Origin of the sequence: Ruegeria sp. MALMAid1280, assembly GCF_049195285.1 — a bacterium.
GTDB lineage: Bacteria > Pseudomonadota > Alphaproteobacteria > Rhodobacterales > Rhodobacteraceae > Ruegeria.
Window position 1 is genome coordinate 100,813 of the sequence record NZ_JBMIRT010000044.1, and the last position, 25,726, is coordinate 126,538.

General features: G+C 59.0%; 23 protein-coding genes and 1 pseudogene. 20 read left to right on the forward strand and 4 right to left on the reverse strand.

The annotated features are described in order from the left end of the window. Positions 1-38: 38 nt before the first annotated feature. On the reverse strand, positions 39-950 hold the full coding sequence (coxB, locus tag ACOQFT_RS08830; protein ID WP_421597568.1) for a cytochrome c oxidase subunit II: 912 nt from the start codon (positions 948-950) through the stop codon (positions 39-41). Positions 951-1,126: 176 nt separating this feature from the next. Here coxB and tldD point away from each other — a divergent pair, with 176 nt between their 5' ends. The 5 genes from tldD (at position 1,127) to ACOQFT_RS08855 (ending at position 8,108) form a co-directional block, all read left to right on the forward strand. Beyond that, complete coding sequence (gene tldD, locus ACOQFT_RS08835; RefSeq protein WP_421597569.1) at positions 1,127-2,548, forward strand: metalloprotease TldD; 1,422 nt, start codon at positions 1,127-1,129, stop codon at positions 2,546-2,548. Positions 2,549-2,777: 229 nt separating this feature from the next. Then, complete coding sequence (gene dprA / locus ACOQFT_RS08840) at positions 2,778-3,905, forward strand: DNA-processing protein DprA (RefSeq protein ID WP_421597570.1); 1,128 nt, start codon at positions 2,778-2,780, stop codon at positions 3,903-3,905. Between the two features lie 154 nt (positions 3,906-4,059). Beyond that, positions 4,060-6,678: a type I DNA topoisomerase gene (gene topA, locus ACOQFT_RS08845; RefSeq protein ID WP_421597571.1), complete on the forward strand. Its 2,619-nt coding sequence runs from the start codon at positions 4,060-4,062 to the stop codon at positions 6,676-6,678. Between the two features lie 99 nt (positions 6,679-6,777). Then, positions 6,778-7,482: a CoA transferase subunit A gene (locus tag ACOQFT_RS08850; RefSeq protein WP_421597572.1), complete on the forward strand. Its 705-nt coding sequence runs from the start codon at positions 6,778-6,780 to the stop codon at positions 7,480-7,482. Further along, on the forward strand, positions 7,482-8,108 hold the full coding sequence (locus ACOQFT_RS08855; RefSeq protein ID WP_421597573.1) for a CoA transferase subunit B: 627 nt from the start codon (positions 7,482-7,484) through the stop codon (positions 8,106-8,108). The genes ACOQFT_RS08850 and ACOQFT_RS08855 overlap by 1 nt, the downstream gene beginning before the upstream one ends. A gap of 42 nt (positions 8,109-8,150) precedes the next feature. Here ACOQFT_RS08855 and ACOQFT_RS08860 read toward each other — a convergent pair whose 3' ends face one another. Next, positions 8,151-9,017 carry a lytic transglycosylase domain-containing protein gene (locus tag ACOQFT_RS08860; RefSeq protein WP_421597574.1) on the reverse strand — a complete coding sequence of 289 codons (867 nt, stop codon included), beginning with the start codon at positions 9,015-9,017 and terminating at the stop codon, positions 8,151-8,153. A gap of 354 nt (positions 9,018-9,371) precedes the next feature. On the opposite strand from ACOQFT_RS08860, the gene ACOQFT_RS08865 reads away from it, so the two are divergent. The 15 genes from ACOQFT_RS08865 to pdeM all read left to right on the forward strand — a co-directional run bounded on the left by ACOQFT_RS08865 (position 9,372) and on the right by pdeM (position 24,627). After that, complete coding sequence (locus tag ACOQFT_RS08865; protein WP_421597575.1) at positions 9,372-9,590, forward strand: Flp family type IVb pilin; 219 nt, start codon at positions 9,372-9,374, stop codon at positions 9,588-9,590. 90 nt (positions 9,591-9,680) lie between these two features. Further along, entirely contained in the window at positions 9,681-9,896 is a 216-nt protein-coding gene (locus tag ACOQFT_RS08870) for a Flp family type IVb pilin (RefSeq protein ID WP_421597576.1), read from the forward strand. 151 nt (positions 9,897-10,047) lie between these two features. Then, positions 10,048-10,923 carry a Flp pilus assembly protein CpaB gene (cpaB, locus tag ACOQFT_RS08875; protein ID WP_421597577.1) on the forward strand — a complete coding sequence of 292 codons (876 nt, stop codon included), beginning with the start codon at positions 10,048-10,050 and terminating at the stop codon, positions 10,921-10,923. Between the two features lie 193 nt (positions 10,924-11,116). Continuing rightward, positions 11,117-12,523, forward strand: a complete 1,407-nt coding sequence (locus ACOQFT_RS08880) for a type II and III secretion system protein family protein (protein WP_421597578.1) — start codon at positions 11,117-11,119, stop codon at positions 12,521-12,523. A gap of 16 nt (positions 12,524-12,539) precedes the next feature. Continuing rightward, the gene (locus ACOQFT_RS08885) at positions 12,540-13,166 is read left to right on the forward strand and encodes an OmpA family protein (RefSeq protein WP_421597579.1); all 627 of its coding nucleotides are present in this window, start codon (positions 12,540-12,542) and stop codon (positions 13,164-13,166) included. 201 nt (positions 13,167-13,367) lie between these two features. Then, positions 13,368-14,600 carry an AAA family ATPase gene (locus ACOQFT_RS08890; protein ID WP_421597580.1) on the forward strand — a complete coding sequence of 411 codons (1,233 nt, stop codon included), beginning with the start codon at positions 13,368-13,370 and terminating at the stop codon, positions 14,598-14,600. 26 nt (positions 14,601-14,626) lie between these two features. Continuing rightward, positions 14,627-16,060 (forward strand): CpaF family protein, encoded by a 1,434-nt coding sequence (locus tag ACOQFT_RS08895; protein ID WP_421597581.1) that lies wholly within the window; start codon positions 14,627-14,629, stop codon positions 16,058-16,060. 11 nt (positions 16,061-16,071) lie between these two features. Next, positions 16,072-17,040, forward strand: coding sequence for a type II secretion system F family protein (locus ACOQFT_RS08900; protein ID WP_421597582.1), 969 nt, complete (start codon positions 16,072-16,074; stop codon positions 17,038-17,040). Positions 17,041-17,050: 10 nt separating this feature from the next. Beyond that, the gene (locus ACOQFT_RS08905) at positions 17,051-18,037 is read left to right on the forward strand and encodes a type II secretion system F family protein (protein ID WP_421597583.1); all 987 of its coding nucleotides are present in this window, start codon (positions 17,051-17,053) and stop codon (positions 18,035-18,037) included. 4 nt (positions 18,038-18,041) lie between these two features. Beyond that, entirely contained in the window at positions 18,042-18,617 is a 576-nt protein-coding gene (locus tag ACOQFT_RS08910; protein WP_421597584.1) for a tetratricopeptide repeat protein, read from the forward strand. Positions 18,618-18,646: 29 nt separating this feature from the next. Beyond that, entirely contained in the window at positions 18,647-19,498 is an 852-nt protein-coding gene (locus ACOQFT_RS08915; RefSeq protein WP_421597585.1) for a tetratricopeptide repeat protein, read from the forward strand. A gap of 3 nt (positions 19,499-19,501) precedes the next feature. After that, positions 19,502-20,047 (forward strand): prepilin peptidase, encoded by a 546-nt coding sequence (locus tag ACOQFT_RS08920; RefSeq protein ID WP_421597586.1) that lies wholly within the window; start codon positions 19,502-19,504, stop codon positions 20,045-20,047. 117 nt (positions 20,048-20,164) lie between these two features. Then, complete coding sequence (locus ACOQFT_RS08925; RefSeq protein WP_421597587.1) at positions 20,165-21,472, forward strand: ATPase; 1,308 nt, start codon at positions 20,165-20,167, stop codon at positions 21,470-21,472. A 39-nt stretch (positions 21,473-21,511) separates the two neighbouring features. Continuing rightward, positions 21,512-23,923 (forward strand): ligase-associated DNA damage response DEXH box helicase, encoded by a 2,412-nt coding sequence (locus tag ACOQFT_RS08930; protein ID WP_421597588.1) that lies wholly within the window; start codon positions 21,512-21,514, stop codon positions 23,921-23,923. Positions 23,924-23,964: 41 nt separating this feature from the next. Further along, complete coding sequence (gene pdeM, locus ACOQFT_RS08935; protein WP_421597589.1) at positions 23,965-24,627, forward strand: ligase-associated DNA damage response endonuclease PdeM; 663 nt, start codon at positions 23,965-23,967, stop codon at positions 24,625-24,627. Between the two features lie 6 nt (positions 24,628-24,633). Here pdeM and ACOQFT_RS08940 read toward each other — a convergent pair whose 3' ends face one another. Together ACOQFT_RS08940 and ACOQFT_RS08945 are read right to left on the reverse strand one after the other, a co-directional pair. Then, positions 24,634-25,380: a LytTR family DNA-binding domain-containing protein gene (locus tag ACOQFT_RS08940; RefSeq protein ID WP_421597590.1), complete on the reverse strand. Its 747-nt coding sequence runs from the start codon at positions 25,378-25,380 to the stop codon at positions 24,634-24,636. Positions 25,381-25,586: 206 nt separating this feature from the next. Continuing rightward, positions 25,587-25,726, reverse strand: a pseudogene (locus ACOQFT_RS08945) (bifunctional methylenetetrahydrofolate dehydrogenase/methenyltetrahydrofolate cyclohydrolase); the annotation flags it as partial.

Here is a 25,726-nt window from a genome sequence, read left to right on the forward strand (position 1 = left end):
CGCGCAGCTTGCGAGTGTTTACCTAGGCCTTAGCGGGCTTAGTTCGAGGCAACCTGATAGGATGCAGGCTGGCCAGCATATTCTTCCAGAGCGCCCTGCAGCCATTGCTCATATGCCTCTTCGCTGACCACTTTGACGGTGATCGGCATATAGGCGTGGTCCTTGCCGCACAGCTCCGAGCACTGGCCGAAATAGACACCTTCCTTGTCGGCCTGGAACCACAGTTCCGCCAGACGACCCGGTACACCGTCCTGCTTTACTCCGAAGGACGGGATGGTCCACGAATGGATCACGTCGGATGCAGTGACCTGCATGACAATGATCTTGCCGACCGGGACTACAACGGCGGTGTCGGTGGCCAGAAGCCATTCGTCATCGCTGTAACCTGCGTCAGAAAGCTTGGCGCGCATCGCATCATCCAGAACAAACGGGGTGACGTCTGCATCCGCCGGGCGCGCGCCTTCGTCCAGCGTCGCGGGGTGGCCCAGCAAATAGCTGTCGAATGCAAAATCGTGATCGACATATTCGTAGGTCCAGTACCACTGGTTGCCCACGACCTTGATCACAACGTCGCCTTCAGGAATCTCCTGCTGCTTGAACAGGACAGGCAGCGAGAAGGCACCGATGAAGACCAGAATCAGGATGGGGCCCAGGGTCCATGCAATCTCAACCGGGGTGTAGTGCGAAAAGCGTGCCGGTGTCGGGTTCACACGCTGGTTGTAACGCACGATGCAATAGACCAGCAGGGCAGCCACAAACAGGCAGATCACGGTGATGATCACCAGAATCATGCCGTCCAGCCGATGAATGCCGTCGGCAAGGCTGGTGGCCGCGGGCTGGAACCCCATGCCGCCGTCAACCGGTTTGCCAATAATCTCAAGCTCCTGAGCCATGGCGGGAAGGCTGGAGAGGGCTGTCATGAACCCCGAAAGCATCAAAGCATTCTTCATTTTCTGTCCTGATCGTTTGATCTTTTCTTCTCTCGCGAAAAGGTGTGAATCGGTCGCACCTCTCCCGTTGTCTTTGGCAAAGTTAAAAACCATATTCCGGATGTTAGATAAAGCAAAATGCTTGCGTCAAACAGACGCTATTTTTGATCTGGATCAAACCCGAAAGGTCCCAAGTGATGCCCAACGACCCGTTTCGCCCCTTTGAACGCGTTCTACCGCAGGACGAAGCGCTTGCGGTTTTGCAGTCTGCCACTACCGGGGCCGAGGACGGCGAGCTGTTCGTCGAGCGCCGGAAATCCGAGTCGCTGGTCTTTGACGACGGGCGCCTGAAGACCGCGTCCTATGACGCGTCTGAAGGGTTTGGCCTGCGCTCGGTTCAGGGTGAGGTGGCGGGATATGCCCATTCCACCGACGTCTCGATCCCGGCCCTTAAGCGGGCGGCGGAAACTGCGCGACTGGCCGTAGGTGAAGGCGGCGGCACGCTGGCCGAGGCACCGCGCGCCACCAATACGCGACTTTATACGGATGAAGACCCCATCGAATCAGCCAGCTTCCCGGTGAAAATTGAAACCCTGCGCGAGATCGACGCCTTCGCCCGCGATCTCGACCCGCGCGTCGTTCAGGTCAGTGCATCGCTCATGGCAGCCGTGCAAGAGGTTGAAATCCTGCGCCCTGACGGCGTTCTGGTGCGTGACGTGCGCCCCATGACCCGCCTGAACGTGTCGGTCATCGTGGAACAGAACGGCCACCGCGAAAGCGGCTCTGCGGGCGGCGGGGGGCGCGTCGGTCTGGACGGTCTGATTGATCCCTCTGATTGGCAGGACAAAGCGCGTGAGGCGCTGCGGATCGCACTGGTCAATCTGGACGCCATCCCTGCCCCGGCCGGTGTGATGGAGGTCGCGCTCGGCCCCGGCTGGCCCGGTATCCTGCTGCATGAGGCCATCGGGCACGGGCTTGAGGGCGATTTCAACCGCAAGGGCAGTTCCGCCTTTGCCGGTCTGATGGGACAGCAGATTGCGTCCAAAGGCGTGACGGTTGTGGATGACGGCACCATCGCGGACCGGCGCGGCTCGATCACGGTTGATGACGAAGGCACGCCCAGTTCTCGGACCGTGCTGATCGAAGACGGGGTCTTGACCGGTTACATGCAGGACCGCCAGAACGCGCGCCTGATGGGTGTTGCGCCTACCGGCAACGGACGGCGGCAGAGCTATGCGCACAAACCGATGCCGCGCATGACCAATACTGTGATGCTGGGCGGGGACGCTGATCCTGCGTCGTTGGTTGCGGATATCAAAGACGGCATCTGGGCCATTGGATTTGGCGGCGGTCAGGTTGATATCACCAACGGAAAGTTCGTGTTCTCCTGCACCGAGGCCTATCGCGTCGAAAACGGCAAGATCGGCGCCCCTGTCAAAGGCGCGACTCTGATCGGCGACGGGCCGTCGGCATTGAACCGAATTCGCGGATTGGGCAATGACATGGCACTTGATCCGGGCATGGGGACCTGTGGCAAGGACGGTCAATGGGTGCCGGTCGGCGTCGGCCAGCCCACAGTTCTGATGGATGGGCTGACGGTCGGCGGATCAGCAGCCTGAGAGAGAATCGGCCCCTGACACGGTTAACGCCGCACTTTCGATAATTCTGCTTTCCTGCGTCCGCTTGATTTTCATTTCAAGCGGACGCAATTTCTTTTATTGTTAAAAATCAATGCGCTGAAAGGTTTCGCGCATCAAATCCCGAAAATTATCCGAATAATTTGACAGGATTCACAAGCTGTTAACCCCTGCAGTCGTAAACCAGTTCTGCAATCAGGCGGAGCAACGGATGACCGAAGAGCAGCTTTCTTCCTATCACCCCACACTCCCACCCACCACGGAAGAGGACCGGTTTTCCTGGCTTCGTCTGTTGCGCTCGCGCAAGGTCGGTCCGGCGACGTTTCGTCGGCTGCTGCGCGAACATGGCTCGGCGCAGAACGCGCTGACCGCGCTGCCTGAAATGGCACGCGCTGCCGGAATTAACGGGTATGAAATTTGCCCACCCGGCGTGATTGAGGCGGAACTCAAGGCCGCAAAAGCCGCAAATGCGCGGCTTTTGTGCCTTGGGTCCGCTGATTTTCCTGATGCTTTGAATGATCTGTCGGACGCCCCGCCAATGCTGTGGGCGATTGGAGATGTGTCTTTGCTGCGCAAACCCTGCATCGCGATGGTCGGGGCGCGAAACTGTTCGTCTCTGGGCGCGCGGATGGCGCGTGGACTGGCGGCCGATCTCGGAAAACAGGGCTATGTCGTTGTGTCCGGGCTGGCGCGTGGCATCGACACTTCGGCTCATATGGCGGCACTGGACACCGGCACTGTTGCGGTCATGGCTGGCGGCGTGGACGTGATCTATCCCGCCGAAAACACCGATCTGGCCAGAAACATCGCCCAATCTGGTCTGCGCGTGTCCGAGCAACCGATGGGCGTGACCCCGCAGGCCCGGCATTTTCCACGCCGCAACCGGATCATCTCGGGTCTGGCGCGGGCCGTCGTGGTTGTTGAGGCGGCCGCCAAGTCGGGCAGCCTGATCACCGCACGCGACGCCTTGGATCAGGGGCGCGAGGTTCTGGCCGTACCCGGCCACCCCTTTGATGCCCGCGCTGCCGGATGCAACCTGCTGATCCGCGACGGGGCCACCCTGGTGCGATCTGCAGAAGATGTAGTCGAAGCCTTGCCACAGCAGCAGGCGGACTTGTTCGAAGCTCCTCCGGCCACAGTGTCGGCAGAAGCGGCCCCCTCAGGGGCGGCGCTTCACGGCGAAATACTGGCCCGGCTTGGACCGTCGCCAATCGCCGAAGACCAGTTGATCCGCGATATCGCGGCCACGGCGGGCGAGATTGGCCCGGCTCTGGTCGATCTGGAACTTGATGGACGTATTCAGCGTCAGCCCGGCGGGTTGTTGTCCCTGACGGCCTGATGCGGTGGTGCACGCTGAAATTTCCACGTCTACAACGCTGAAATCACCGTCAAATTCGGGTTTTTGAAGGAACGCATTGACAATTCGCTCTTGCCCTACACATTTTGCACGATCATAGAAGGCGCCCAATTCGTCGAGCGAGGTTTTCCCTTAAATGCCTGTAGTTGTTGTAGAATCCCCTGCCAAAGCCAAAACAATCAATAAGTATCTTGGCTCCGACTACACGGTTTTGGCGTCGTATGGTCATGTGCGGGACCTGCCGCCCAAGGACGGATCCGTCGACCCCGAGCATGAATTCGCGATGAAATGGGAGGTCGGCAATGACAGCCGCAAACATGTCAAAGCCATCGCCGATGCGCTGAAAGAAGACAACGCCCTGATCCTCGCCACCGACCCCGACCGCGAGGGCGAGGCGATCAGCTGGCATTTGCAGGAGGCGCTGACCAAGCGCCGCTCGATCAAGAAGGATACGCCGGTCAGCCGCGTCACCTTCAACGCCATCACCAAGGACGCCGTGACCGAGGCGATGCAGAACCCGCGTGAGGTCGATATGCCGCTGGTCGAGGCCTATCTGGCCCGCCGTGCGCTGGACTATCTGGTGGGCTTCAATCTGTCTCCGGTCCTGTGGCGCAAACTGCCCGGTGCAAAATCCGCTGGTCGTGTGCAATCGGTCTGCCTGCGTCTGATCGTCGAGCGCGAGATGGAGATCGAGGCGTTCAAGCCGGTGGAATACTGGTCGGTGCGCGCCCTGTTCGAAACACCGCGCGGCCAGACCTACGAGGCACGTCTTGTCACGCTGGCCGGTAAAAAACTGGACAAACACGATCTGGCGAATGCCACTCAGGCAGAACTGGCGGTGCAGGCCATCACCAGCCGCGCGCTCAGCGTCACCTCGGTCGAAGCCAAGCCTGCTGCGCGCAACCCCAGCGCACCCTTCATGACCTCGACCCTGCAGCAGGAGGCCAGCCGCAAGTTCGGCATGGGTGCGCGCCACGCGATGCAGGTGGCGCAGCGTCTGTATGAGGCGGGTTACATTACCTATATGCGAACCGACGGGATCGACATGGCGCCAGAGGCCGTGACGGCGACCCGCGATGCGATCCAAGACCGCTACGGTGCGGAATACGTGCCGGACAGCCCACGAATGTACAAGAACAAAGCCAAAAACGCCCAGGAAGCGCACGAGTGTATCCGCCCGACGGATATGTCGCGCGACGCCAAGGCGCTGAAGGTGACGGATGAGGATCAGCGCAAGCTGTATGACCTGATCTGGAAACGCACCATCGCCTGTCAGATGGCTGCCGCCCGTTTGGAGCGTACGACGGTCGAGATCGGCAGTGATGACGGTCAGGTCGGTCTGCGTGCCACCGGTCAGGTGGTGCTGTTTGACGGGTTCATGCGGGTCTACGAAGAAGGCCGCGACGATGTGGCCGACGAAGACGAAAAGCGCCTGCCGCAGATCATGCAGGGCGATCCGGCTCCGTTTGCCAGGGCATCTCTCAAGGATCAGTCTGCAAAAGCGGACGACAAGGCGGCCATCCTGTCCGACAACGAAGCCGTGCTGGCGTTGCAGCACCACACGCAACCGCCGCCGCGCTATACCGAGGCCACCCTGGTCAAGCGGATGGAAGAACTGGGCATCGGGCGCCCCTCGACCTATGCCAGCATCGTGACCACGATTCAGGACCGGGAATATGTGCGCAAGGACAAGAACCGCCTGATTCCCGAGGAAAAAGGCCGGATCGTCACCATATTTCTGCTGAATTTCTTCCGGCAGTATGTGGGCTATGAATTCACCGCCAATCTGGAAGAACAACTGGACGATGTCAGTGCCGGGGGCCGTGACTACAAGGACTTGCTAAGCAAGTTCTGGCGTGATTTCTCAGCCGCGATTGGTGAGACGTCCGAGCTGCGTATCTCGGAAGTGCTGGACAAACTGGATGAGGCTCTGGCGCCGCAACTGTACCCGCCGCGCGAGGATGGTTCTGATCCGCGTGTCTGCCCGAAATGCGGCACGGGGCAACTGCACCTGAAAACCTCGCGTACCGGCGGGTTCGTGGGCTGTGGCAATTATCCCGAATGCACCTATACCCGCCCCATCGCGGGTGAAGGCGCAGAAGGGGATGAACGTCTGCTGGGCGAGGATGCGGGCGATGAGATCTGGCTGAAATCCGGTCGGTTCGGGCCTTACGTTCAGCGTGGCGAACCGACGCCCGAGAACAAGAAGCCTCCGCGTGCCTCCCTGCCCCGCGGTTGGAGCAAGGACGATATGGATCTGGACAAAGCTCTGACCCTGTTGTCGCTGCCCCGCCAGATCGGCGAACACCCCGAAGGCGGCATGGTCAGCTCGAATTTCGGACGGTTTGGGCCGTATATCATGCACCAGCTGCCGGAAGAGGCGAAGCCCGTCTACGCCAACCTCAAAGACCCCAACGACGTGTTCGAGATCGGCATGAACCGCGCGGTCGAGATGCTGGCCGAGAAACGCGCCAATCCGGGGCGCGGACGGCGGGCGGCTGCGACACCGTTGAAAGAACTGGGCGAACACCCCGATGGTGGCGCGATGCAGGTTCTTGACGGTCGCTACGGGCCATATGTCAAATGGGAAAAGGTCAATGCGACTATCCCCAAGGACATCAAGCCCGAGGACGTGACCCAGGAAATGGCTATCGAACTGGTGAACGAGCGGGCGGCCAAGAAAAGCACCAAGAAAAAGGCTGCGCCGAAGAAAAAAACTGCCGCCAAGAAGGCAACCAAAAAGGCGGTCAGCTAAGGGGTTAGGTAGAAATACCACCACCCCCTTGGATTCGTTGACTTCCCCGTGACGTGGCGGCACAACCTGCCCATCACCATGTCATTGGGGGAGTTTTCCATGAAGAAAATCTATGCCAATGCCACCGAAGCGCTGGATGGGGTGCTGACGGATGGCATGATGATCGCAGCAGGTGGTTTCGGCCTGTGCGGCATTCCTGAACTGCTGCTCGAGGCGATCAAGGAGTCGGGTACGCAGGACCTGACCTTTGCCTCGAACAACGCGGGCGTTGATGATTTCGGCATCGGCATCCTGCTGCAGACCAAGCAGGTCAAGAAGATGATCAGTTCGTATGTCGGAGAAAACGCCGAGTTCATGCGTCAGTACCTGGCCGGTGAACTGGAGTTGGAATTCAACCCGCAAGGCACTCTGGCCGAGCGGATGCGCGCCGGCGGTGCCGGCATCCCCGGTTTCTACACCAAGACCGGTGTGGGCACCGTGATTGCCGAGGGCAAAGAGCACAAGGACTTCGACGGCGAAACCTATATCATGGAAGAAGGCATTTTCGCCGATCTGGCCATCGTCAAGGCGTGGAAGGCCGACGACACCGGCAACCTGATCTTCCGCAAGACCGCCCGCAACTTCAACGTGCCTGCCGCAACCTGCGGCAAGATCTGCATTGCCGAGGTTGAAGAGATCGTACCCCGTGGCTCGCTGGACCCTGATGCGATCCACCTGCCCGGCATTTATGTGCATCGCATCATTCAAGGCGATCACGAAAAGCGCATCGAACAGCGCACCACCCGCAAGAAGGAGGACGCATAATGCCCTGGGACCGCAATCAGATGGCCGCCCGTGCGGCGCAAGAGCTGGAAGACGGCATGTATGTGAACCTTGGCATCGGTATCCCGACGCTGGTGGCGAACTATGTGGGTGACAAGGACATCACCCTGCAATCGGAAAACGGTATGCTGGGCATGGGCCCGTTCCCGTTCGAGGGTGAAGAAGACCCAGACCTGATCAATGCCGGCAAGCAGACGATCACCGAACTGTCGCGTACCTCGTATTTCGACAGCGCCACGTCCTTTGCAATGATCCGGGGCGGCAAGATCGCCGCTGCCGTTCTGGGCGCGATGGAAGTGGATGAGGAAGGCGACCTGGCCAATTGGATGATCCCCGGCGTGCTGGTCAAAGGCATGGGCGGCGCGATGGACCTTGTGGCCGGTGTGGGCCGCGTGATCGTCGTGATGGATCACACCAACAAACACGGCAAATCCAAGCTGCTGAAGAAATGCACCCTGCCGCTGACCGGTAAAAAGGTGGTGGATCGCATCATCACCAACCTTGGCGTTCTGGATGTGGTCGAAGGCGGCCTGAAGATCGTCGAAATCGCCGAAGGCGTGACCGAGGACGAAATCCGCGCGGCCACCGAGGCCAATATCGTCAACTGATCCCTATCACCGAAAAGGCCCGCCGAAACTGGCGGGCCTTTTTCAGTTCAGGGTCTGAAAGACGCAGCCGTCCGAAATCAGCTCGGGCGGGGTTGAACACAGAGCCTTGGCAATCTGAAAGGCCGCGAGCACCTTGGGCACATAGTCCCGCGTCTCGGCATAAGGTGGCACGCCACCATGTTTGCGCACGGCCCCTTCACCCGCGTTGTATCCGGCCAGCACCAGAATCGGATCATTGCCGAATTCTTCCATCAGCCAGTTCAAATACTTCACGCCGCCCGAGATGTTCTGAGAAGGCTGGAAACTGTCCTGCACCCCAAATCGCTTGGCGGTTGCAGGCATCAGCTGCATCAATCCTTGCGCACCGGCCGAGCTGACCGCGTCCGCACGGCCCGCCGATTCAACTGAGATCACCGCCAGCACCAGCGCGGGCGAAACCTCTGTCCCAACCGTCGAGCGCAGAATCTCGATCCCCCTCTGCTGCGCGATGTTCTGAAGGGTCTGCAGGCGTGGCGAGGCCACATTGGTAGCCGCCAACGCTTTTATGGCGTCATTCAGCCGCCCCGCCCCCGAAGCAGAGAGTGCGGGCGAGATTTTATCCCAAAAGGCTTTGTATGATCCGACCGGCTTGCCCTGTGGTCCTGCGCCCGGAGCGCTTGGGGGGACGGTTGTTGTCCGCGTGGCAACTTCGGGCACGGAGATCACAGCTCCGGTGCTGGGTGCGTATGGTGCTGCGGCATGTTCCTCGGGCGATATCTGAACGGTCACCTTGGGCCGCGTGCCGGGCTTTGGCGCCTTCACTCTCTTATATACGCCTCTGGGTTCAATCTCGGTTGCTACGACTGACATTGGTGCCAACGCCATTAACGCCAGAATGCCGGCGCAGGTTATTGCGTCCCGGAGTTTCATTTTGCCTGCCTCGTGCTTTTTCTTTTCAACAGTTTGAACCGCGAATCCCTATGAAAAGCCAGAAAAACACGGCGAATTGGGGCAATTTCGCCTCATTTGCCGCAATTTTGCATCGACGGTGACAGGGGGCGCCTTCCATTGAGACTTTTTTTCTTTTTGTTTTCAATATGCTAGATGAAAAACTACCAAAAAGTTAAGCTTGGAAGGAAAAAATCGGTGTTTGGCCCAATTCCTGCCACGCCTGACAGGCAAACATAATGCCATACCGAGACGGTCGGGAGCGGACTGAGAGAGAAAGCTCTGTTAGACGCCGAGGTTTAAATGACTTTTTTGATCCTTTAGGAGGGACGTAACATGATCAAGTTCATCAAGAACTTCCGTAAAGACGAAGACGGCGCCGTAACTGTTGACTGGGTTGTTCTGACCGCAGCTGTTGTTGGCCTGGCCGCCGTGGCCTACACGCAGATTGGTAACGGCACCGAAGCGATCGCAGACGCCGTTGGCTCGACCCTGAGCGCCGCGGCCTCGAATGTCGCCGACGATATTCCGATCAACCCGGACTCTAACGACTAAGAACAGTCGACCGAAGACATTTTTAGTGGGGCCTTGCCTGTTCAGGCGCGGCCCCATTTTTTTTGCAACAACTCCAAGTCCGACGCTTTCATGATGAGTAAAATTCAGAAGTTCTTAGAGCACGAAGAAGGATCAGTGACGGTTGACTGGGTCGTGCTGACAGCAGCGATCGTGGGAATCGGCGCGGGCGTCTACGCTTACTTCGGCCAGCCTGTCAAAGAACTGGACGCCAGAGCGGGCGCCGCCCTGAGCAATGTCGATGTCGCCGAAGAGATCAGCGTCAAATTCGACACGCCCGATCCCTGATCCACACAGATTGGATTGTCCCGAAAACTACGGAGGCAAAATTTATCAAATATTGTCCCCTTTTTCGACACAATCTACCTTTATTCAAAACTGATCTTTGTCGCAGCTTCTGCGGCAACTAATACGGAATAGAAAAAACGAGGGGACGCGAATGCGTTTGGTATTTGGACTTGTCCTGATTGCCGGGGTGGCATTGGCCGGGGGCGCGGTCTACATGGCCCGCGACTACATCGCTCAGTACCAGGACCAGCTCGCCCGTGAGCGCCAAGCCACAAAAGATGCGCTTGCAAACGTCAAATCGGTGCCAACCGTCGGAGTCATCGTTACCAATCGGGCCATGAAGTATGGCGAGCCCTTGGTCAAAGACGATGTACGGATCGTGAACTGGCCCGAGGATGCGATTCCCGAGGGCAGCTTTGTGGACATGGCAATATTGTTCCCGGAAGACGCCAATGGGGAACGATTCGTATTGAGAGCGGTGGAAAAAGACGAGGCGCTGATGAAGGTCAAGGTCACCAAGCCTGGCCAGGCGGCAGGCCTTGTTTCCCAAATTGAAAAAGGTATGCGTGCGTTTGCTATCAGCGTCGATGTTTCGTCGGGCGTTTCCGGCTTTCTGCGTCCAGGCGACAGCGTGGATGTGTATTGGACCGGCTCTGTCAGCCGCGAATTCGAAGGCGGCGGTGGCGAAATCACCCGCCTGATTCAGACCAACATCGAACTGATCGCAGTGGACCAGATCGCCGGTTCTGACGTGACGGGCGCGACGATCGCGCGTACCGTGACCGTTGCTGCAACACCGGAACAGATCGCGGCTTTGGCGCAGGCACAGAACACTGGCCAGTTGTCCTTGGCTCTGGTTGGTGTGCAGGATGATACGGTCGCAACTGCGGTTGAAGTGGACCAACGCAAATTGCTGAACCTCAAGGAATCGGCCCCTGCTCCGGCCCCGGTCGCAGAAAAGGTCTGCACCGTGAACACGCGGCGCGGCGGTGAGATCGTCAAAACCCAAATTCCCTGCACAAACTGACGTTAAATCAGAGATTTACGACCGCAAGCCGCGCCACGTGCGCGGCTTGTTTCGTTTCGGATGTTGCGCATTGTCCACATAAGGAAAATTCCGGAAACCATTGATTATTGCAATAAATTCGTAATTCGCGCAGTGTTACCCTGCATAGGGCATTAGACCTAAAAAACGAGGCGTGATCGGAGAGGCAGGTCACATGAAAAAACGTTCTTGGATCAGCGCAACCCTTCTTGGGTTGGCGCTAATAATTGGTCCGGTCGGCCAAACGGCCTGGGCTGAAACTTTGCGCGTAGTGAAGAATGGCACAGCGGAAACGCTGGACGTTCCGATGAACCGCGCAATTGTCGTGGAAAGCGAAGAACCGTTCGCCGAGCTCAGCATCGCCAATGCCGGCATCGCTGACATCTCGTCGCTTTCGGATCGCACGATTTATGTGTTGGGCAAGACACCGGGCCTGACCACGCTGACCCTGTTTGACGGCGCGGGCAACCTGCTGGCGAACGTTCGGGTCCGTGTATCTCCGGATGTGTCCGAGTTTAAAGAGCGGCTGCGGCAGATTTTGCCGGCGGAACCGATCGAAGTCCGGACCGCCAATGACGGCATCGTGCTTTCGGGCGTAGTGTCGAGCAGCGCGAAACTGGAGCGCGCTCTGGAACTGGCTGAACGTTACGCGCCCGATCGTGTTTCGAATCTGATGTCGGTCGGCGGCGTGCAGCAGGTGATGCTGAAAGTGCGCTTTGCCGAAATGAATCGATCGGTGGCCAAAAGCCTGACCGCATCGCTTGGTTTCGGCGGCAGTGACGTAACCGGCGGCATCAACTCCCTGAACACCGCAGCAGCGCTGAACAATGCTCTGAACAACAACATCCCTCCTCTTCAGACCAATACAGGTGCCATCCTGTTCGGTTTTGGGGCCGGATCGACGCAGGTGCGCCTGCTGCTTGAAGCTTTGGAATCCAAGGGGCTTGCGCGCAGCCTGGCAGAACCCAATCTTTCCGCATTGTCGGGTCAGGAAGCGACCTTCCTTGCAGGTGGTGAAGTTCCCATTCCCGTACCGCAGGAATTTGGCGTAATTGCCATTGAATACAAGGCGTTCGGTGTTGAAATCGACTTTATCCCGCGTGTTGTGGATGGCGATTTGATCAATCTGGAATTGGCCACCTCGGTGTCGAGCATCGACGCCAACTCGAACTTCACGATCCAGGGTGACACGATTCCCAGCTTTATCACCCGCCAAACCAGCACAACGATCGAGCTGCGCGACGGAGAGAGCTTTGCCATTGCCGGCCTGATTCAGGACGATTTCACGGACCTGAGCAGCCAGCTTCCCTGGATCGGTGACGTTCCGGTGCTGGGTGCCCTGTTCCGCAGCGCCGAATACCAGCGTGAGCAAAGTGAGTTGGTCGTGATCATCACCGCCCATCTGGTGTCGCCGACACGTGGCGAAGCGTTGGCTTTGCCGACGGACCGGGTCAAACCGCCCAGCGAATTTGATCTGTTTGTGAACGGTCGGGTCGGTCGTGCAACGCGCCCGGGTGCCGGCGCAGCCTCGGAAGTGGCCAAGCAGGACTTTGGCAGCTCCTATGGCTACGTTCTGGATTGATAGGAGGATAAGACCAATGCAGAAGTGGATCATCACACTGGGTCTGTCGGTCGCTGTCACCGCATGTACGCGTGAGGCCGGGTACGAAATCGACCAAGGCTCGTTCGGGAATGCGACCCTGAACAACCTCCAGGTTATGAACGGCGAACTGACATACGCTCAGATCCTGGGTCAGCGATTCGCGGCCGAGGTGCCGACGCAGATCAACTTTGCCTTTAACAGTGCACAGCTGGATGAAACGGCTCAGCGGGTACTGTTACGGCAGGCGTCGTGGATCAAACAGTTCCCCGAAGCCAGGTTCCGCGTGTACGGCCATACCGATGCGGTTGGCTCGACGTCGTACAACAAAGCGCTGGGTCAGCGGCGCGCCAATGCCGCCGTTGCGTTCCTGACGCGGCAAGGCATCTCGCGCTCGCGCCTCGAGGCTGTCGTGTCCTTTGGCAAATCGCGGCCGCTCATCGACACTCCGGACAGGGACCGCCGCAACCGCCGCACCGTGACCGAAGTGTCCGGCTTTGTGGATCGCAACCCGCTTGTTCTGGACGGGAAGTACGCCGAAGTCATCTATCGCGAATACGTTGCAAGCGCGACTTACGGAAGCCGCCTGAGCAAAGATACCGCTCTGGGTGAGACCAGCGAGTAACAATAAATAGGAACTGGGCGGCATCGTCGCCCATTTCCCTACAATTGGTTCTTTTGCGCCCAAATCTTGCCTAAGTTCCAAGCCAAATTTTCAACAATTAGGTGACTTGCGGCCGATCATGGCCGCACTGGGGCAAAAGCGAACCAGACAGGGTCTTCAGGCCCGCTGTGTTTGCCTGCCCCCGCGACGAGGATTGTGTTAATGACGAGCGCATCGCCACAAGATGATAAGAATGCCATTCTGGCCTGTACCATCAGCCGTGATGTCCAGAACTTCGATCTATTGATTGAGGATATGGAAGCAGCACTGGGGGAACGCTGGGGCGACCTGGGCTTTGCAGAAGCTCTGGCCTTTTTCAGCCAACCCGATGCCGATTCTCTGGAATTCGTGGCATTGGCCATTGATGGCGAAGATGAAGACAATCTGTCTTTGATGGGCGAAATCATCACTCGCGCCAAAGAAAAGAAGATCAAGGTTGTTCTGATCGCCGAAGATGTCACACCGGCATCTCTGCATCAGCTTCTGCGCAAGGGTGCGGATGAATTCGTCCCCTACCCTCTGCCCGAGGGCGAACTGCAGGAAGCGATCGCCCGGATGAACCGCCCCGATCCGGTTGCCGTACACGAGACGGCCTCGCCACTGACACAAGGCGAGTCAAAGGAAGGGGCCTTGTTCGTTGTGCACGGCCTGGCCGGAGGCGTAGGCTCCACCACAATGGCGGTCAATCTGGCCTGGGAACTGGCCACCGTTTCCGACAAAGAGGAACCATCGGTCTGCCTGCTTGATCTGGACCTGCAGTTCGGCACTGTATCGACCTATCTGGACCTGCCCCGCCGCGAGACCGTTTTTGAAATGCTGTCCGACACAGACTCGATGGACGAGGAGGTGTTCGCACAGGCGCTGCAGACCTATGAGGAAAAGCTGCAGGTTCTCACCGCGCCGTCGGACATGGTGCCGCTGGACCTGATCACCCCGGAAGATATCCAGCGGGTAATCGACACGGCCCGCCGCCACTTTGACTATGTGATCGTGGACATGCCATCGACGCTTGTTCACTGGTCGGAAACCGTTCTTCAGGCCGCACACGTGTATTTCGCGCTGATCGAGCTGGACATGCGCTCGGCCCAGAACGCATTGCGCCTGAAACGCGCCCTGCAGGCCGAGGAACTGCCGTTCGACAAACTGCGTTTCGCCCTGAACCGGGCTCCGAAGTTCACCGATCTGAACGGCAAGAGCCGGGTAAAGCGGATGGGGGAAAGCCTGGGTATCTCTATCGACCTGCAATTGCCCGATGGTGGCAAGCAAGTCATGCAAAGCGGTGACCATGGACAACCGCTGGCCAATGCGGCCGCCAAGAACCCGCTGCGGCGCGAATTCGCGAAACTTGCGAAATCGCTTCACAGCTTGGGCAGCAACAACGCCGAAGCTGCATAACTCAGTTTGGAAGGGAACGAGCCGCCGTGTTTTCAAGATACAAGAAACAGCCCGAAGCGCAGCCGGTTCAAACCCCGGCCGCTGCACCGGAACCCGCAGTTCAAAAAAAGTCCTCGGCCAATGCCGTTGCCCGGCGCCCCGCGCCGAAGAAAGCCGCCGAGCCTGTGGTGGCCGACAAAGACCGCAAGCGCAAAGAGCGTCTTGGCGAAATCAAGATCGAACTGCACCGGGAACTGCTCGAGAACCTGAACCTCGCTGCGCTTGAGAATGCTGGCGAATCGGAATTGCGCGCAGAAATCAGCGCAATTGCCAGCGAAGTTCTGGAAACGCGCAATATCGTCCTGAACCGCGAGGACCGCACGCAGCTGAACAAAGAGCTGTATGACGAGGTAACGGGTCTGGGTCCGCTTGAGACCCTGCTGCAGGACGACACGGTCAACGATATTCTGGTCAACGGCCCGCAACAGATCTTTGTGGAGCGCGACGGCCGGCTGGAAATCAGCGACATCACCTTCAAGGATGAAAAGCACCTGATGCGGATCATCGACAAGATCGTGTCCGCTGTGGGTCGTCGCGTCGACGAATCCAATCCTTATGTTGACGCCCGTCTGGCCGATGGTTCGCGTTTCAACGCCATGGTCCCGCCGATTGCGGTGGATGGGTCGCTGGTGTCGATTCGTAAATTCAAGAAAGACAAGCTGGGCATCGACGATCTGGTCAATTTCGGCGCCTTTACCGAAGAGATGGCCGCCTATCTTCAGGCCGCCGTGTCGACCCGGCTGAACATCATCGTTTCGGGTGGTACGGGTTCGGGTAAAACGACGACTCTGAACGCCCTGTCCAGCTTCATCGACGACGCTGAACGCATCCTGACCATCGAGGATACTGCGGAACTTCAGCTGCAACAGACCCATGTGGGCCGGATGGAAAGCCGCCCCCCCAACGTTGAAGGCAAGGGCGAGGTCAGCCCCCGCGACTGTCTGAAAAACGCCCTGCGTATGCGCCCTGACCGCATCATCGTGGGCGAGACGCGGGGCGCCGAGGTGATCGACATGCTGCAGGCCATGAACACCGGCCACGACGGCTCGATGACCACAATCCACGCCAACTCGGCCCGTGATGGTATCTCGCGTCTGGAAAACATGATCGCGATGGCTGGGATCGAGATGCCGATCAAGGCGGTCCGCAGCCAGATCTCATCAGCTGTGAACCTGATCGTGCAGGCCAGCCGTTTGCAGGACGGTTCGCGCCGGATGACCTCGATCACCGAGATCACCGGCATGGAAGGTGACGTGATCTCGATGCAGGAAATCTTCAAGTTCCAGCGGGTTGGCCTGACACCGGACAACAAGATCATCGGGCATTTCACGGCAACAGGCGTGCGCAGCTACTATTCCGAGCGCTTCCGCCTGTGGGGCTTTGATCTGCCGACTTCGATCTATGAACCGACGACTATGTAGGAGATCTGGATATGCAACTGCCTGTTGAGGCGCTCATATATGTCGTGATCTTCATCGCGGTGTTCTTTCTGGTCGAAGGCATCTATCTGGTGGCCTTCGGGAAATCCATCAGCCTGAACAGCAAGGTCAACCGCCGTCTCGACATGCTCGACAAAGGTGTCGGGCGGGAACAGGTTCTGGAACAGCTGCGCAAGGAAATGCAGCAGCATATGAAGACGCAGAGCATCCCGCTCTATTCGCTGCTGGCCGACAAGGCGCAGAAAGCGGCAATCGCCTTCACTCCGCGACAACTGGTCATGGTCATGGTTCTGTTGTCCGGCTTTGCCTTTGTGGGCCTGAGCATCGGCACCGCGACGGATATGGTTCTTCGGGTCGCCCTGTCGGTCTTTATCGGCGTTGGCGGTGTTTACACCTGGGTCAATCGCAAGGCCAAAAAGCGCATGGCACTGATGGAAGAGCAACTGCCGGATGCGGTGGAACTGATGGTCCGTTCGCTGCGCGTGGGTAACCCGTTCGTTTCATCCGTCCAAATCGTTGCGAACGAGGTGCAGGATCCGCTGGGTACGGAATTTGGCATCATCGCCGATGAATGCGCCTATGGCCGTGACGTCGGTGAGGCCCTGAAAGACATGGCAGAGCGTCTGGGTATGCAGGACCTCCGCTTCTTGTCGGTGGCCGTCGGGATTCAGCAACAGTCGGGTGGTAACCTGGCCGAAATCCTGGCCGGTCTGGCCAAGGTGATCCGTGCCCGTTTCCGCCTGTTCCGCCGCGTCAAGGCAATTACCGCCGAGGCGCAATGGTCCGGCAAGTTTCTGTCCGGGTTCCCGCTCTTCTGCCTGATGTTCATTCTGGTGACCGACCCCAATTACTATGACGACGTGGTCGATCACCCCCTGTTCATCCCGCTCTGTTTCTTTGTCGGCATCATGCTGACGCTGAACCTGATCGTGATGCGCGTTCTTACCAACATTAAGGTCTGAGGGCATAGCAATGGAATTCCTGACGCGAATCAACGACCTGATCAAACAATACCTGGGTGAGTTCGGACCGCTGATCGTGATCGGCGTTCTGGGGCTGGCCATGATCCTGATCGCGGTTTCTCTGATGCTGAACCAGCCCGAGGACCCGCTGAAAAAGCTGCAGAAATCGACCGCTGCGCCCAAGTCGGACAAAAGGTCGAAAAAGGACAAGCTCCGCAACAGCAGCCGCAACGAGCAACTGCAGAAATTCGCCACCTTCCTGGAACCCCAGAACGAGGAAGAACTGTCGGCGATGCAGCTCAAGCTGCGCCAGGCCGGGTATCACTCGAAGGATGCGGTGCGGTTCTTCCACTTTGCACAGTTTGCCCTGGGCATTGTCGGCATCCTTGTCGGCGTGATGCTGGTGACGGTGCTGGCAGGCGACCAGGAATTCACCGGAAGCCAAATGACAATCCGCGTTCTGATTCCGTCAGCCGCAGGGTATTTCCTGCCGCGCTACTGGATCACCCGGCGCGTCGAGGAACGGAAAGAGGCAATCACCGCCGGGTTTCCGGATACGCTTGATCTTATGCTGGTCTGCGTCGAAGCCGGTCAGTCTCTGGATCAGGCCATTGTGCGCGTAGCCGGCGAGATGAGCGCCTCGTACCCCGATATCGCGCAGGAATTCGAAGTTGTCGCCCATGAAATGAAAGCAGGCAAGGACAAGGACACGGTGCTTCGCGATTTCGGAACCCGTTGCGGCGTTCAGGATGTCAGCTCGTTTGTAACCGTGATGATCCAATCGGCAACATTTGGTACATCCATTGCCGAAGCTCTGCGGGTTTATGCCAGCGAAATGCGTGACAAACGCGTGATGCGAGCCGAAGAGGCCGCGAACAAGTTGCCAACCAAAATGACACTTGCCACAATGATGCTGACGGTGCCGCCTTTGCTGGTCATTCTGGTCGGACCTTCGGCAAAAGGGATCGCAGATTTTGGCAAAAGTGCTGGCGGATAACCGCATGACATCCGGCTTCAGGCGTATCCGTTCCGGAATACGCCAGGCATTCAGGGCCACCATGGTGATCGCCATGGTGGCCTCTTGCACGGATACGTCAGGTGATCTGGATGCCCCCGGGATTGACCCAAACGGTAAGGGCGCAGACGAACTTACAGTCGGAAACCGGTTGATGGCCGCCGGAGAATACGAACTGGCGCTGGATTCCTTTACCCGCGCCGCGCTGGATCAAGGGATGACAGCGCAGATATTGACATCGATGGGCACTGCCAACCTGGGGCTCCAACGCCTGGGACAGGCCGAAGAGCTGTTGCGCCGCGCCGTAAAAACTGACCCCGAATGGTCCGTTGGGTGGAACAATCTGGGCGTTTTGCTGGTCGAAACGGGCGAATACCCCGAAGCCGCGCAGGTCTTCAAACGCGCCTACGCGCTGGACAATGGCGAAAGTGACGCAATCCGCGACAATCTGCGCTTAGCCCTCGCAAAAATGGAAAATCCTGCTAATAATACAGCGGAAGAACAAGAATATACGCTGGAGCGGCAAGGCGACGGGCAATACAAGCTGCGCAAGCTCCCATAACACAGGCAAGAGCAGTAAGGGACGCAAAAATGCGCCAACAATTCTTGATTGCGCCGATGATGATGTGCGGGCTGATCCTGTCCGCCTGCGAAAAAGAAACCGAGGAAGAAAAAGTCGAACGCACATATCAGGAGGTCAACGTCATTGACGAAACCAACCTGAGCGAGGTGCTTTTGACCGCCGCTGACCCGAATGAGGCCGTCACCTACTTCCGGGGCGCGGCCGCCAAAAACCCGGACAGAATTGACCTGCAGCGTGGATTGGCGATCTCTTTGTCCCGCGCGAAACGAACGACCGAGGCCGCCGCCGCCTGGAAAAAAGTGACAACCATGAAGGGCGCTGCAAATGTCGACAAGGTCGAATATGCCGACGCTCTTGTGCGTGCGGGCAACTGGAGTCAGGCCAGAGCCATTCTGGATTCCGTGCCCCCCACCTTTGAAACCTTCAAGCGTTACCGCCTCGAGGCGGTGGTTGCTGACTCAAAGAAAGATTGGAAACGTGCGGATCATTTCTATGAAACCGCTGTCGGCCTGACCACACGACCCGGTGGGGTGATGAACAACTGGGGCTATTCCAAGTTGACGCGCGGCCAATACGCCGAGGCCGAACGCCTGTTCAACGAAGCGATCCAGCAGGACAAGAGTCTGTTCACCGCCAAGAACAATCTGGTTCTGGCCCGGGCTGCGCAGGGCAACTACAGTTTGCCGGTTGTTCCAATGACTCAGACCGAACGCGCCATGTTGCTCAATACGATGGGAATTTCTGCAGTCAAACAAGGGGATGTGGCCACGGCCAAGAACCTTTTCCGCGAAGCCATCGCCACGCACCCTCAGCATTATGACGAGGCCGTCCGCTCGCTCCGCGCGCTTGAGGATGCCTGACAGATGAACATTCCCGCGAATGCGGCGCTGTTATTTCTGCCCTTCATTCTGCCGATCTGCCTGTACGTGACCTTTACGGACCTGCGTGCCATGCGGATCAGGAATCAGGCGGTGTACGCGCTGTTCGTGGTATTCGTTATCGGTGGGCTGTTCGTTCTGCCACCATTGTCGACTGCGTGGACAACGGCGACGGTGGGTCCAATGTCAATCTCACTGCCCCCCTATGTCTGGCATCTGCTACATGTCGTACCAGCTCTGGCCTTTGGAATCCTGTTCTACGTGGTGCGCCAGATGGGGGCCGGAGACGCCAAGTTTCTGGCAGCAGCCTCGCCGTTTATCTGGCCCGGCGACTATATTCTGGTGGTCCTTATTCTGGCGACGATGAATGTGGCCGCGTTGCTCACCCACCGGGTGGCAAGCGTTACGGGGCTGCGGAGTTTTGCACCGGATTGGAAAAGCTGGACCAGGGCCAGACACATCCCCATGGGTCTTTCTCTGGGCGGCACCCTCGCCCTCTACCTGATTCTCGGCACTGTTTACGGCTCGTGAACTATCATTAAGCCGCCTTGCCCGTGCCTTGGTGCTGACACAAAGCCGGGACAGATTTCCCCCAAGCGGCCCTTTTTGGGGCCTTTGGCGCGAAAACTGGATAGACGGGCAACGCTCATGAATATGCAGACGACCTCGGTAATGGCCCCCCCTGCCCCCAAAGGCTTGGGTGAAATGAGACTGCCCATCGTCATGATGCGCGACATCATGCTGAAAACGATCTTCCGCAAGAACGTGGACACCGTTTCCCAGATCGCCGGTGCGGTCTGTCTGCCGGGTTCCGTTACGCAGGAACTGATCGACATGGCCCGCGAGCAGAAGCTGATCGAGGCCACCGGTACCCTGAACGCCAACAGCGGTAACGAGATGGGCTATCAGTTGACCGATGCCGGCAAGGCCCGCGCCCTGGACGCGCTGAGCCAGTCTGAATATTTCGGCGCCATGCCCGTGCCTCTGGATGTGTATCGCGAGCAGGTCAAGCGCCAGTCGATCCGCAACATTCAGGTCACCCGCGATCAGCTGACGGGCGCGATGGGCCATCTGGTTCTGCCCGACAGCCTGCTGGACCATCTTGGCCCCGCGGTCAGCGCCGGTCGGTCGATCTTGATGTATGGCCCGCCAGGCAACGGTAAGTCCTCAATCTCGAACGGGATCAAGGATGCGCTGGGGGATAATGTCTATGTGCCTTATGCCATCGAGTATGCCGGTCAGGTGATCACCGTCTATGACCCGATCGTGCACACTGCGGTAGAGCAGGAACCCGATGACCCCAACAGCCTGCGCCGCCGCAAACGGTTCGACTCGCGCTATGTTCAGTGCGAACGCCCGACCGTTGTCACGGGGGGTGAACTGTCGCTGAGCATGCTGGACCTGGTCTACAACCCCACCGCGCGGACCTATCAGGCGCCGCTGCAGCTGAAATCGACCGGCGGCATCTTCATCGTGGACGACCTTGGACGTCAGCAGGAACCGCCGCAGGCGCTGATCAACCGTTGGATTGTTCCCCTGGAAGAGAAAAAGGATATTCTCGGCCTGCAATCGGGCGAAAAGTTCGAGGTTCCCTTCGACACGCTGGTCATCTTCTCGACCAACTTCCACCCCAACGAAATCTTCGACCAGGCGGCCCTTCGCCGGATCTTCTTCAAAATCAAGATCGACGGCCCAAATCAGGAAAACTTCCTGAAAATCTTCGCTATGGTGGCCCGCAAACGCGGAATGCCGCTGGATGAGGCTGCACTGGTGCATCTGCTGAAGGTCAAATACCCGACCATCAACAATATCTATGCGAACTATCAGCCGATCTTCCTGATCGACCAGATGATCTCGATCTGCGAATTCGAGGGCATCCCCTACCAGATGAGCCCCGATCTGGTCGACCGCGCCTGGGCCAACATGTTCGTCAAGGAAGAAAAGATCATTCACTGACCCCTGCATTTCTGATCCCGGGCAGGTAATCATGCGACCATGACGCAGATTCCCGCCCGGATCACCGACTGGTTTGCCGCCAAAGGCTGGTCGATCCACCCCCATCAACAGGACATGTTCAATCGGGCCTCGGACCCGGCGACATTGCTGATCGCCCCCACCGGCGGCGGCAAGACCATGGCGGGGTTCCTGCCCACTCTGGCCGAGTTGGCCGAGCGGGATCATGCAGGACTGCACACGATCTATGTCTCGCCGCTCAAGGCATTGGCCGCCGATATCCGCCGCAACCTGCGCGGCCCTGCGGATGAGATCGGCCTGCCGATCCGGATCGAAGACCGCACCGGAGATACCTCGGCCACGCAAAAGAAACGCCAGCGCGTGGACCCGCCGCATATCCTGCTGACGACGCCGGAAAGCCTGGCTCTGCTGACCTCATACGAGGACGCGCCCCGGATGTTTGCGGGTGTCCAGCGGGTGATCGTCGATGAAATCCACGCCTTGGCGGAAAGCAAGCGCGGTGACCAGCTGATGCTGGCATTGGCGCGGTTGCAAACCTTGTGCCCCGATCTGCGCCGGGTCGGTCTGTCGGCCACCGTCGAAGACCCCGAAGCCATCGCCCGGTTTCTGGCCCGGCACCCTGACCCCTGCCAGATCGTTCAGGCCGACCCCGGCCCGGACCCCGACATTCGCATGTTGGAGACGCAGGAAATGCCCCCCTGGTCCGGCGGGGGCGCGGCTTATGCGATCCCGGCCGTTCTGGAACAAATCAAGCAACACAGGACCACGCTGATCTTCCACAACACCCGCGCGCAGGCCGAAATTTTCTTTCACAACCTGTGGCTTGCCAACGAGGACGGCCTGCCCATCGGCATTCATCACGGCAGTCTGGACCGGCAACAGCGTGAAAGGGTCGAGGCCGCCATGGTTCGCGGCGATTTGCGCGCCATCGTTTGCACAGGCTCTCTGGATTTGGGCATCGACTGGGGCGATGTCGATCTGGTGATCCAGATCGGCGCGCCGAAGAACGTCAAACGTCTGGTGCAGCGGATTGGACGGGCCAATCACCGCTATAACGCGCCCTCCAAGGCCTTGCTGGTGCCCGCCAACCGGTTCGAGGTGGTGGAATGCGTTGCCGCGCTCGAGGCTGCCAAAGCCCATGATCTGGACGGAGAGCCGCGCGGCGCAGGCCCTCGCGACGTATTGTGTCAGCATATCCTGATCGCGGCGGCGGCAGGACCGTTTGATGCGGATACGCTGTTCACTGAAATGACGGCCGCCGGGCCTTATTCGGACCTGACGCGCGCAGAATTCGACGCTTGTCTGGAGTTCTGCGCCACCGGAGGCTATGCCCTGCGCGCCTATGACCGCTGGCAACGGTTGCAACAGCGCACCGATGGCCGCTGGCAGCTGCGCGACCCGCGCGCAGCGCAGCGCATCCGCATGAATCTGGGTACCATTCAGGACACGGACACGCTGAAAGTACGGTTGAAGCGCAATCGAGGGGGCAAACCTCTTGGTGAGGTCGAAGAGGGCTTTGCCGCCTCGCTGACCCAAGGGGACACGTTTCTGATCGGCGGGCAGATCGTCCGCTATGAAGGTCTGCGCGAGATGGTGGTCGAGGTCAGCCGCCGCGCGGATCGCAAGCCTAAGGTTGCCGTTTTCTCGGGGACGAAATTTGCCACCTCAACGCAGTTGAGCGATCGCATCCTGCGGATGTTTGCGCAACCCGACTGGCCGCAACTGCCCGGACACACGTCCGATTGGCTGGCCCTGCAACACGACATGTCCCGCCTGCCCCAACGTGACCGTCTGCTGATCGAGAGCTTCCCCAATGACGGGCGCGAGAACCTGTGTGTCTACGGCTTCGCCGGTCGCAACGCGCAGCAGACGCTGGGCCTGCTGCTGACCAAACGGATGGAGGAAACCGGGCTGGCACCGCTGGGTTTCGTCGCCACCGACTATGCGACGCTGATCTGGGGGCTGGATGCGGTAACCGACCCACGCCCCCTGTTTCAATTGCAGGCCCTGCGCGACGGGCTTGAGACCTGGCTGGCCGGGAACGCGGTGATGAAACGGACCTTTCGCGCCTCGGCCACCATTGCCGGTCTGATCGAACGCAACACCGGCGGGCAACGCAAAAGCGGGCGCCAGGCGACGTTTTCCTCGGATATCCTCTATGACACCTTGCTGAAATACGACCCCGATCACCTGCTGATGCAGATCACCCGCGAAGAGGCCATGCGCGGGCTGGTGGATTTTGGGCGGATCGAGGCGATGGTTGAACGTATCGGCGACCGGATTGATCTGCTGCGGCTGGACCGCGTCTCACCCCTCGCGGCGCCGCTGTTTCTTGAGGTCGGCAAAGTTCCGGTCAAGGGCGCGGCCGAAGAACGCCTGCTGGCCGAAGAAAGCGCCCGTCTGTTGCAGGCCGCAGGGCTGGAACCCGGCTGATACCGCTTGCACCCCGGATCGAAACGCGCAAAGAACGTATCATGAACGGCATTGCGTTTTCTTTCGCCGGGCAAGGCCTCTGCGCGCTGTGGTCCGGGGCATTGTGGTGGCCCGAGCAGAACCTGCTTTGTGTCTCTGACCTGCATCTGGGCAAGTCTGAGCGTATTGCCCGGCGCGGCGGCCCGACCCTGCCGCCTTATGACAGCCAGGAAACGCTGACGCGTCTGGCCGCCGATATCACGCACACAAATCCGGGCACCGTCATCTGTTTGGGCGACAGCTTCGACGATCTGGATGCGTCCACGGCGATGGGGCCGGATGAGAAACGGGATATCACCGCCCTGCAGGCCGGGCGGCGCTGGATCTGGATCGAAGGCAATCACGACCCCGGCCCGATTGATCTGGGCGGAGCGCACTTGTCTGAATGCAAAATCGGCCCGCTGACCTTTCGACACATCGCACGGTCAGAAGCCCGATCTGAGGTGTCCGGCCATTACCACCCCAAAGCCCGGCTGCGCGCACGCGGGCGCGTGATCTCCCGCCCCGCCTTTCTGGTCGATCAGACGCGGCTGATTCTACCCGCCTACGGCACCTATACCGGCGGATTGCACAGTTCGAAACGCGTGTTGAACGCATTGATGGACGACCGGGCCATGGCAATCCTGACTGGTCCCCGGCCGCGGATCATTCCCATGCCAAGGTGAACCGGCTCAGATGACGCCATCCTGCTCTAGCATCGGTTTGTATTTTCGGCTGACGGGAACCAAGTCATTGTTCTTCAGCCGCATAAAGGTCTTGCCCCCCTGCCGCTCGACCCCAGCGATGGCCGCATCCGCTACCCAGTGCGAGCGATGCGTGCAATGGCCCGGCACCGGCTCCATCTCGGCAATCGCATCGATCAGGCGAGACCGGATGGTGAACGTCCCCTCGGACGTGACCAAATCAACGGCATGATCCCGAACAGTCAGGCGATAAATTTGACCTTGAAAGGTGTCCGGCAGACGCTTTGCCAGCCGCGGCTGCACCGGCTCGGCCTGCTCCGGTAGCACCTCTGTCCGCCTGCGCCCCCTCACCAGCATCAGTCCGGTGACAAACAACGCCCCGTACGGGGCCACTGACAGGAACCCGGGGGCTTGGTGTCCATTGATGGTGATCAACAGGTAGGACAGCAGCCAAAGCGCCGGAACGAAAAGCGCCAGATTAACCAGAACCAACGCGGTATCGCGCCAGGAAAAGTGAATTCCCGACAAACAGGTCCGCGTCACTTGTCTGGCGGCCCATGTCACACACAGCGCCAGCACCACGACCCCAACCCAAAAAACCAGTCGTTGAAAATAGGTCAGGTCAATGGCTGAGAACGGTTGAAAAGCAGAGGCCAGCAACGGCGGAAAGGCAAGCGCGGCGATAATTCTGCGCAGCGAGACCTCGGTCAGAATTGGGCTCAGTATTATGTTCATACCTACTCAACAATAAGCCTACGGGTCCAGCACAAATCCCGGAGACTCGCAATACCACAACGCAACCGGCTGGATTCACTTGTTTATCACTGAACCCGTTACATTCAAACCCCGAGATTTAAAACTAAGCGCGAGCATATTGAAACAATCGGGCCGAAGAGTGTTTCCACCCCTCGGCCCTAAAATCAATTGCAGTGCGCCAAGGATCAGGCGGTCAGGCCTTCGGGCTCTGGCAGGCTGTTTGCGCGGCAGCAGGCGGTCAGCGTGTTGGCCAGCAGGCAGGCGATGGTCATCGGACCAACGCCACCCGGAACCGGGGTGATGGCGCCCGCACGCTCGGCGGCGC

Bases quoted from the DNA above. Each gene is read 5' to 3' on its own strand.
- ACOQFT_RS08900 (WP_421597582.1), top strand. From the start codon at position 16,072: ATGCAACTGCCTGTTGAGGCGCTCATATATGTCGTGATCTTCATCGCG.
- ACOQFT_RS08920 (WP_421597586.1), top strand. From the start codon at position 19,502: ATGAACATTCCCGCGAATGCGGCGCTGTTATTTCTGCCCTTCATTCTG.
- ACOQFT_RS08940 (WP_421597590.1), bottom strand. From the start codon at position 25,380: ATGAACATAATACTGAGCCCAATTCTGACCGAGGTCTCGCTGCGCAGA.
- ACOQFT_RS08930 (WP_421597588.1), top strand. From the start codon at position 21,512: ATGACGCAGATTCCCGCCCGGATCACCGACTGGTTTGCCGCCAAAGGC.
- ACOQFT_RS08905 (WP_421597583.1), top strand. From the start codon at position 17,051: ATGGAATTCCTGACGCGAATCAACGACCTGATCAAACAATACCTGGGT.
- ACOQFT_RS08880 (WP_421597578.1), top strand. From the start codon at position 11,117: ATGAAAAAACGTTCTTGGATCAGCGCAACCCTTCTTGGGTTGGCGCTA.
- ACOQFT_RS08890 (WP_421597580.1), top strand. From the start codon at position 13,368: ATGACGAGCGCATCGCCACAAGATGATAAGAATGCCATTCTGGCCTGT.
- ACOQFT_RS08860 (WP_421597574.1), bottom strand. From the start codon at position 9,017: ATGAAACTCCGGGACGCAATAACCTGCGCCGGCATTCTGGCGTTAATG.
- ACOQFT_RS08850 (WP_421597572.1), top strand. From the start codon at position 6,778: ATGAAGAAAATCTATGCCAATGCCACCGAAGCGCTGGATGGGGTGCTG.
- ACOQFT_RS08870 (WP_421597576.1), top strand. From the start codon at position 9,681: ATGATGAGTAAAATTCAGAAGTTCTTAGAGCACGAAGAAGGATCAGTG.
- coxB (WP_421597568.1), bottom strand. From the start codon at position 950: ATGAAGAATGCTTTGATGCTTTCGGGGTTCATGACAGCCCTCTCCAGC.
- ACOQFT_RS08925 (WP_421597587.1), top strand. From the start codon at position 20,165: ATGAATATGCAGACGACCTCGGTAATGGCCCCCCCTGCCCCCAAAGGC.
- ACOQFT_RS08915 (WP_421597585.1), top strand. From the start codon at position 18,647: ATGCGCCAACAATTCTTGATTGCGCCGATGATGATGTGCGGGCTGATC.
- ACOQFT_RS08885 (WP_421597579.1), top strand. From the start codon at position 12,540: ATGCAGAAGTGGATCATCACACTGGGTCTGTCGGTCGCTGTCACCGCA.
- dprA (WP_421597570.1), top strand. From the start codon at position 2,778: ATGACCGAAGAGCAGCTTTCTTCCTATCACCCCACACTCCCACCCACC.
- topA (WP_421597571.1), top strand. From the start codon at position 4,060: ATGCCTGTAGTTGTTGTAGAATCCCCTGCCAAAGCCAAAACAATCAAT.
- ACOQFT_RS08865 (WP_421597575.1), top strand. From the start codon at position 9,372: ATGATCAAGTTCATCAAGAACTTCCGTAAAGACGAAGACGGCGCCGTA.
- tldD (WP_421597569.1), top strand. From the start codon at position 1,127: ATGCCCAACGACCCGTTTCGCCCCTTTGAACGCGTTCTACCGCAGGAC.
- ACOQFT_RS08910 (WP_421597584.1), top strand. From the start codon at position 18,042: ATGACATCCGGCTTCAGGCGTATCCGTTCCGGAATACGCCAGGCATTC.
- pdeM (WP_421597589.1), top strand. From the start codon at position 23,965: ATGAACGGCATTGCGTTTTCTTTCGCCGGGCAAGGCCTCTGCGCGCTG.
- ACOQFT_RS08855 (WP_421597573.1), top strand. From the start codon at position 7,482: ATGCCCTGGGACCGCAATCAGATGGCCGCCCGTGCGGCGCAAGAGCTG.
- cpaB (WP_421597577.1), top strand. From the start codon at position 10,048: ATGCGTTTGGTATTTGGACTTGTCCTGATTGCCGGGGTGGCATTGGCC.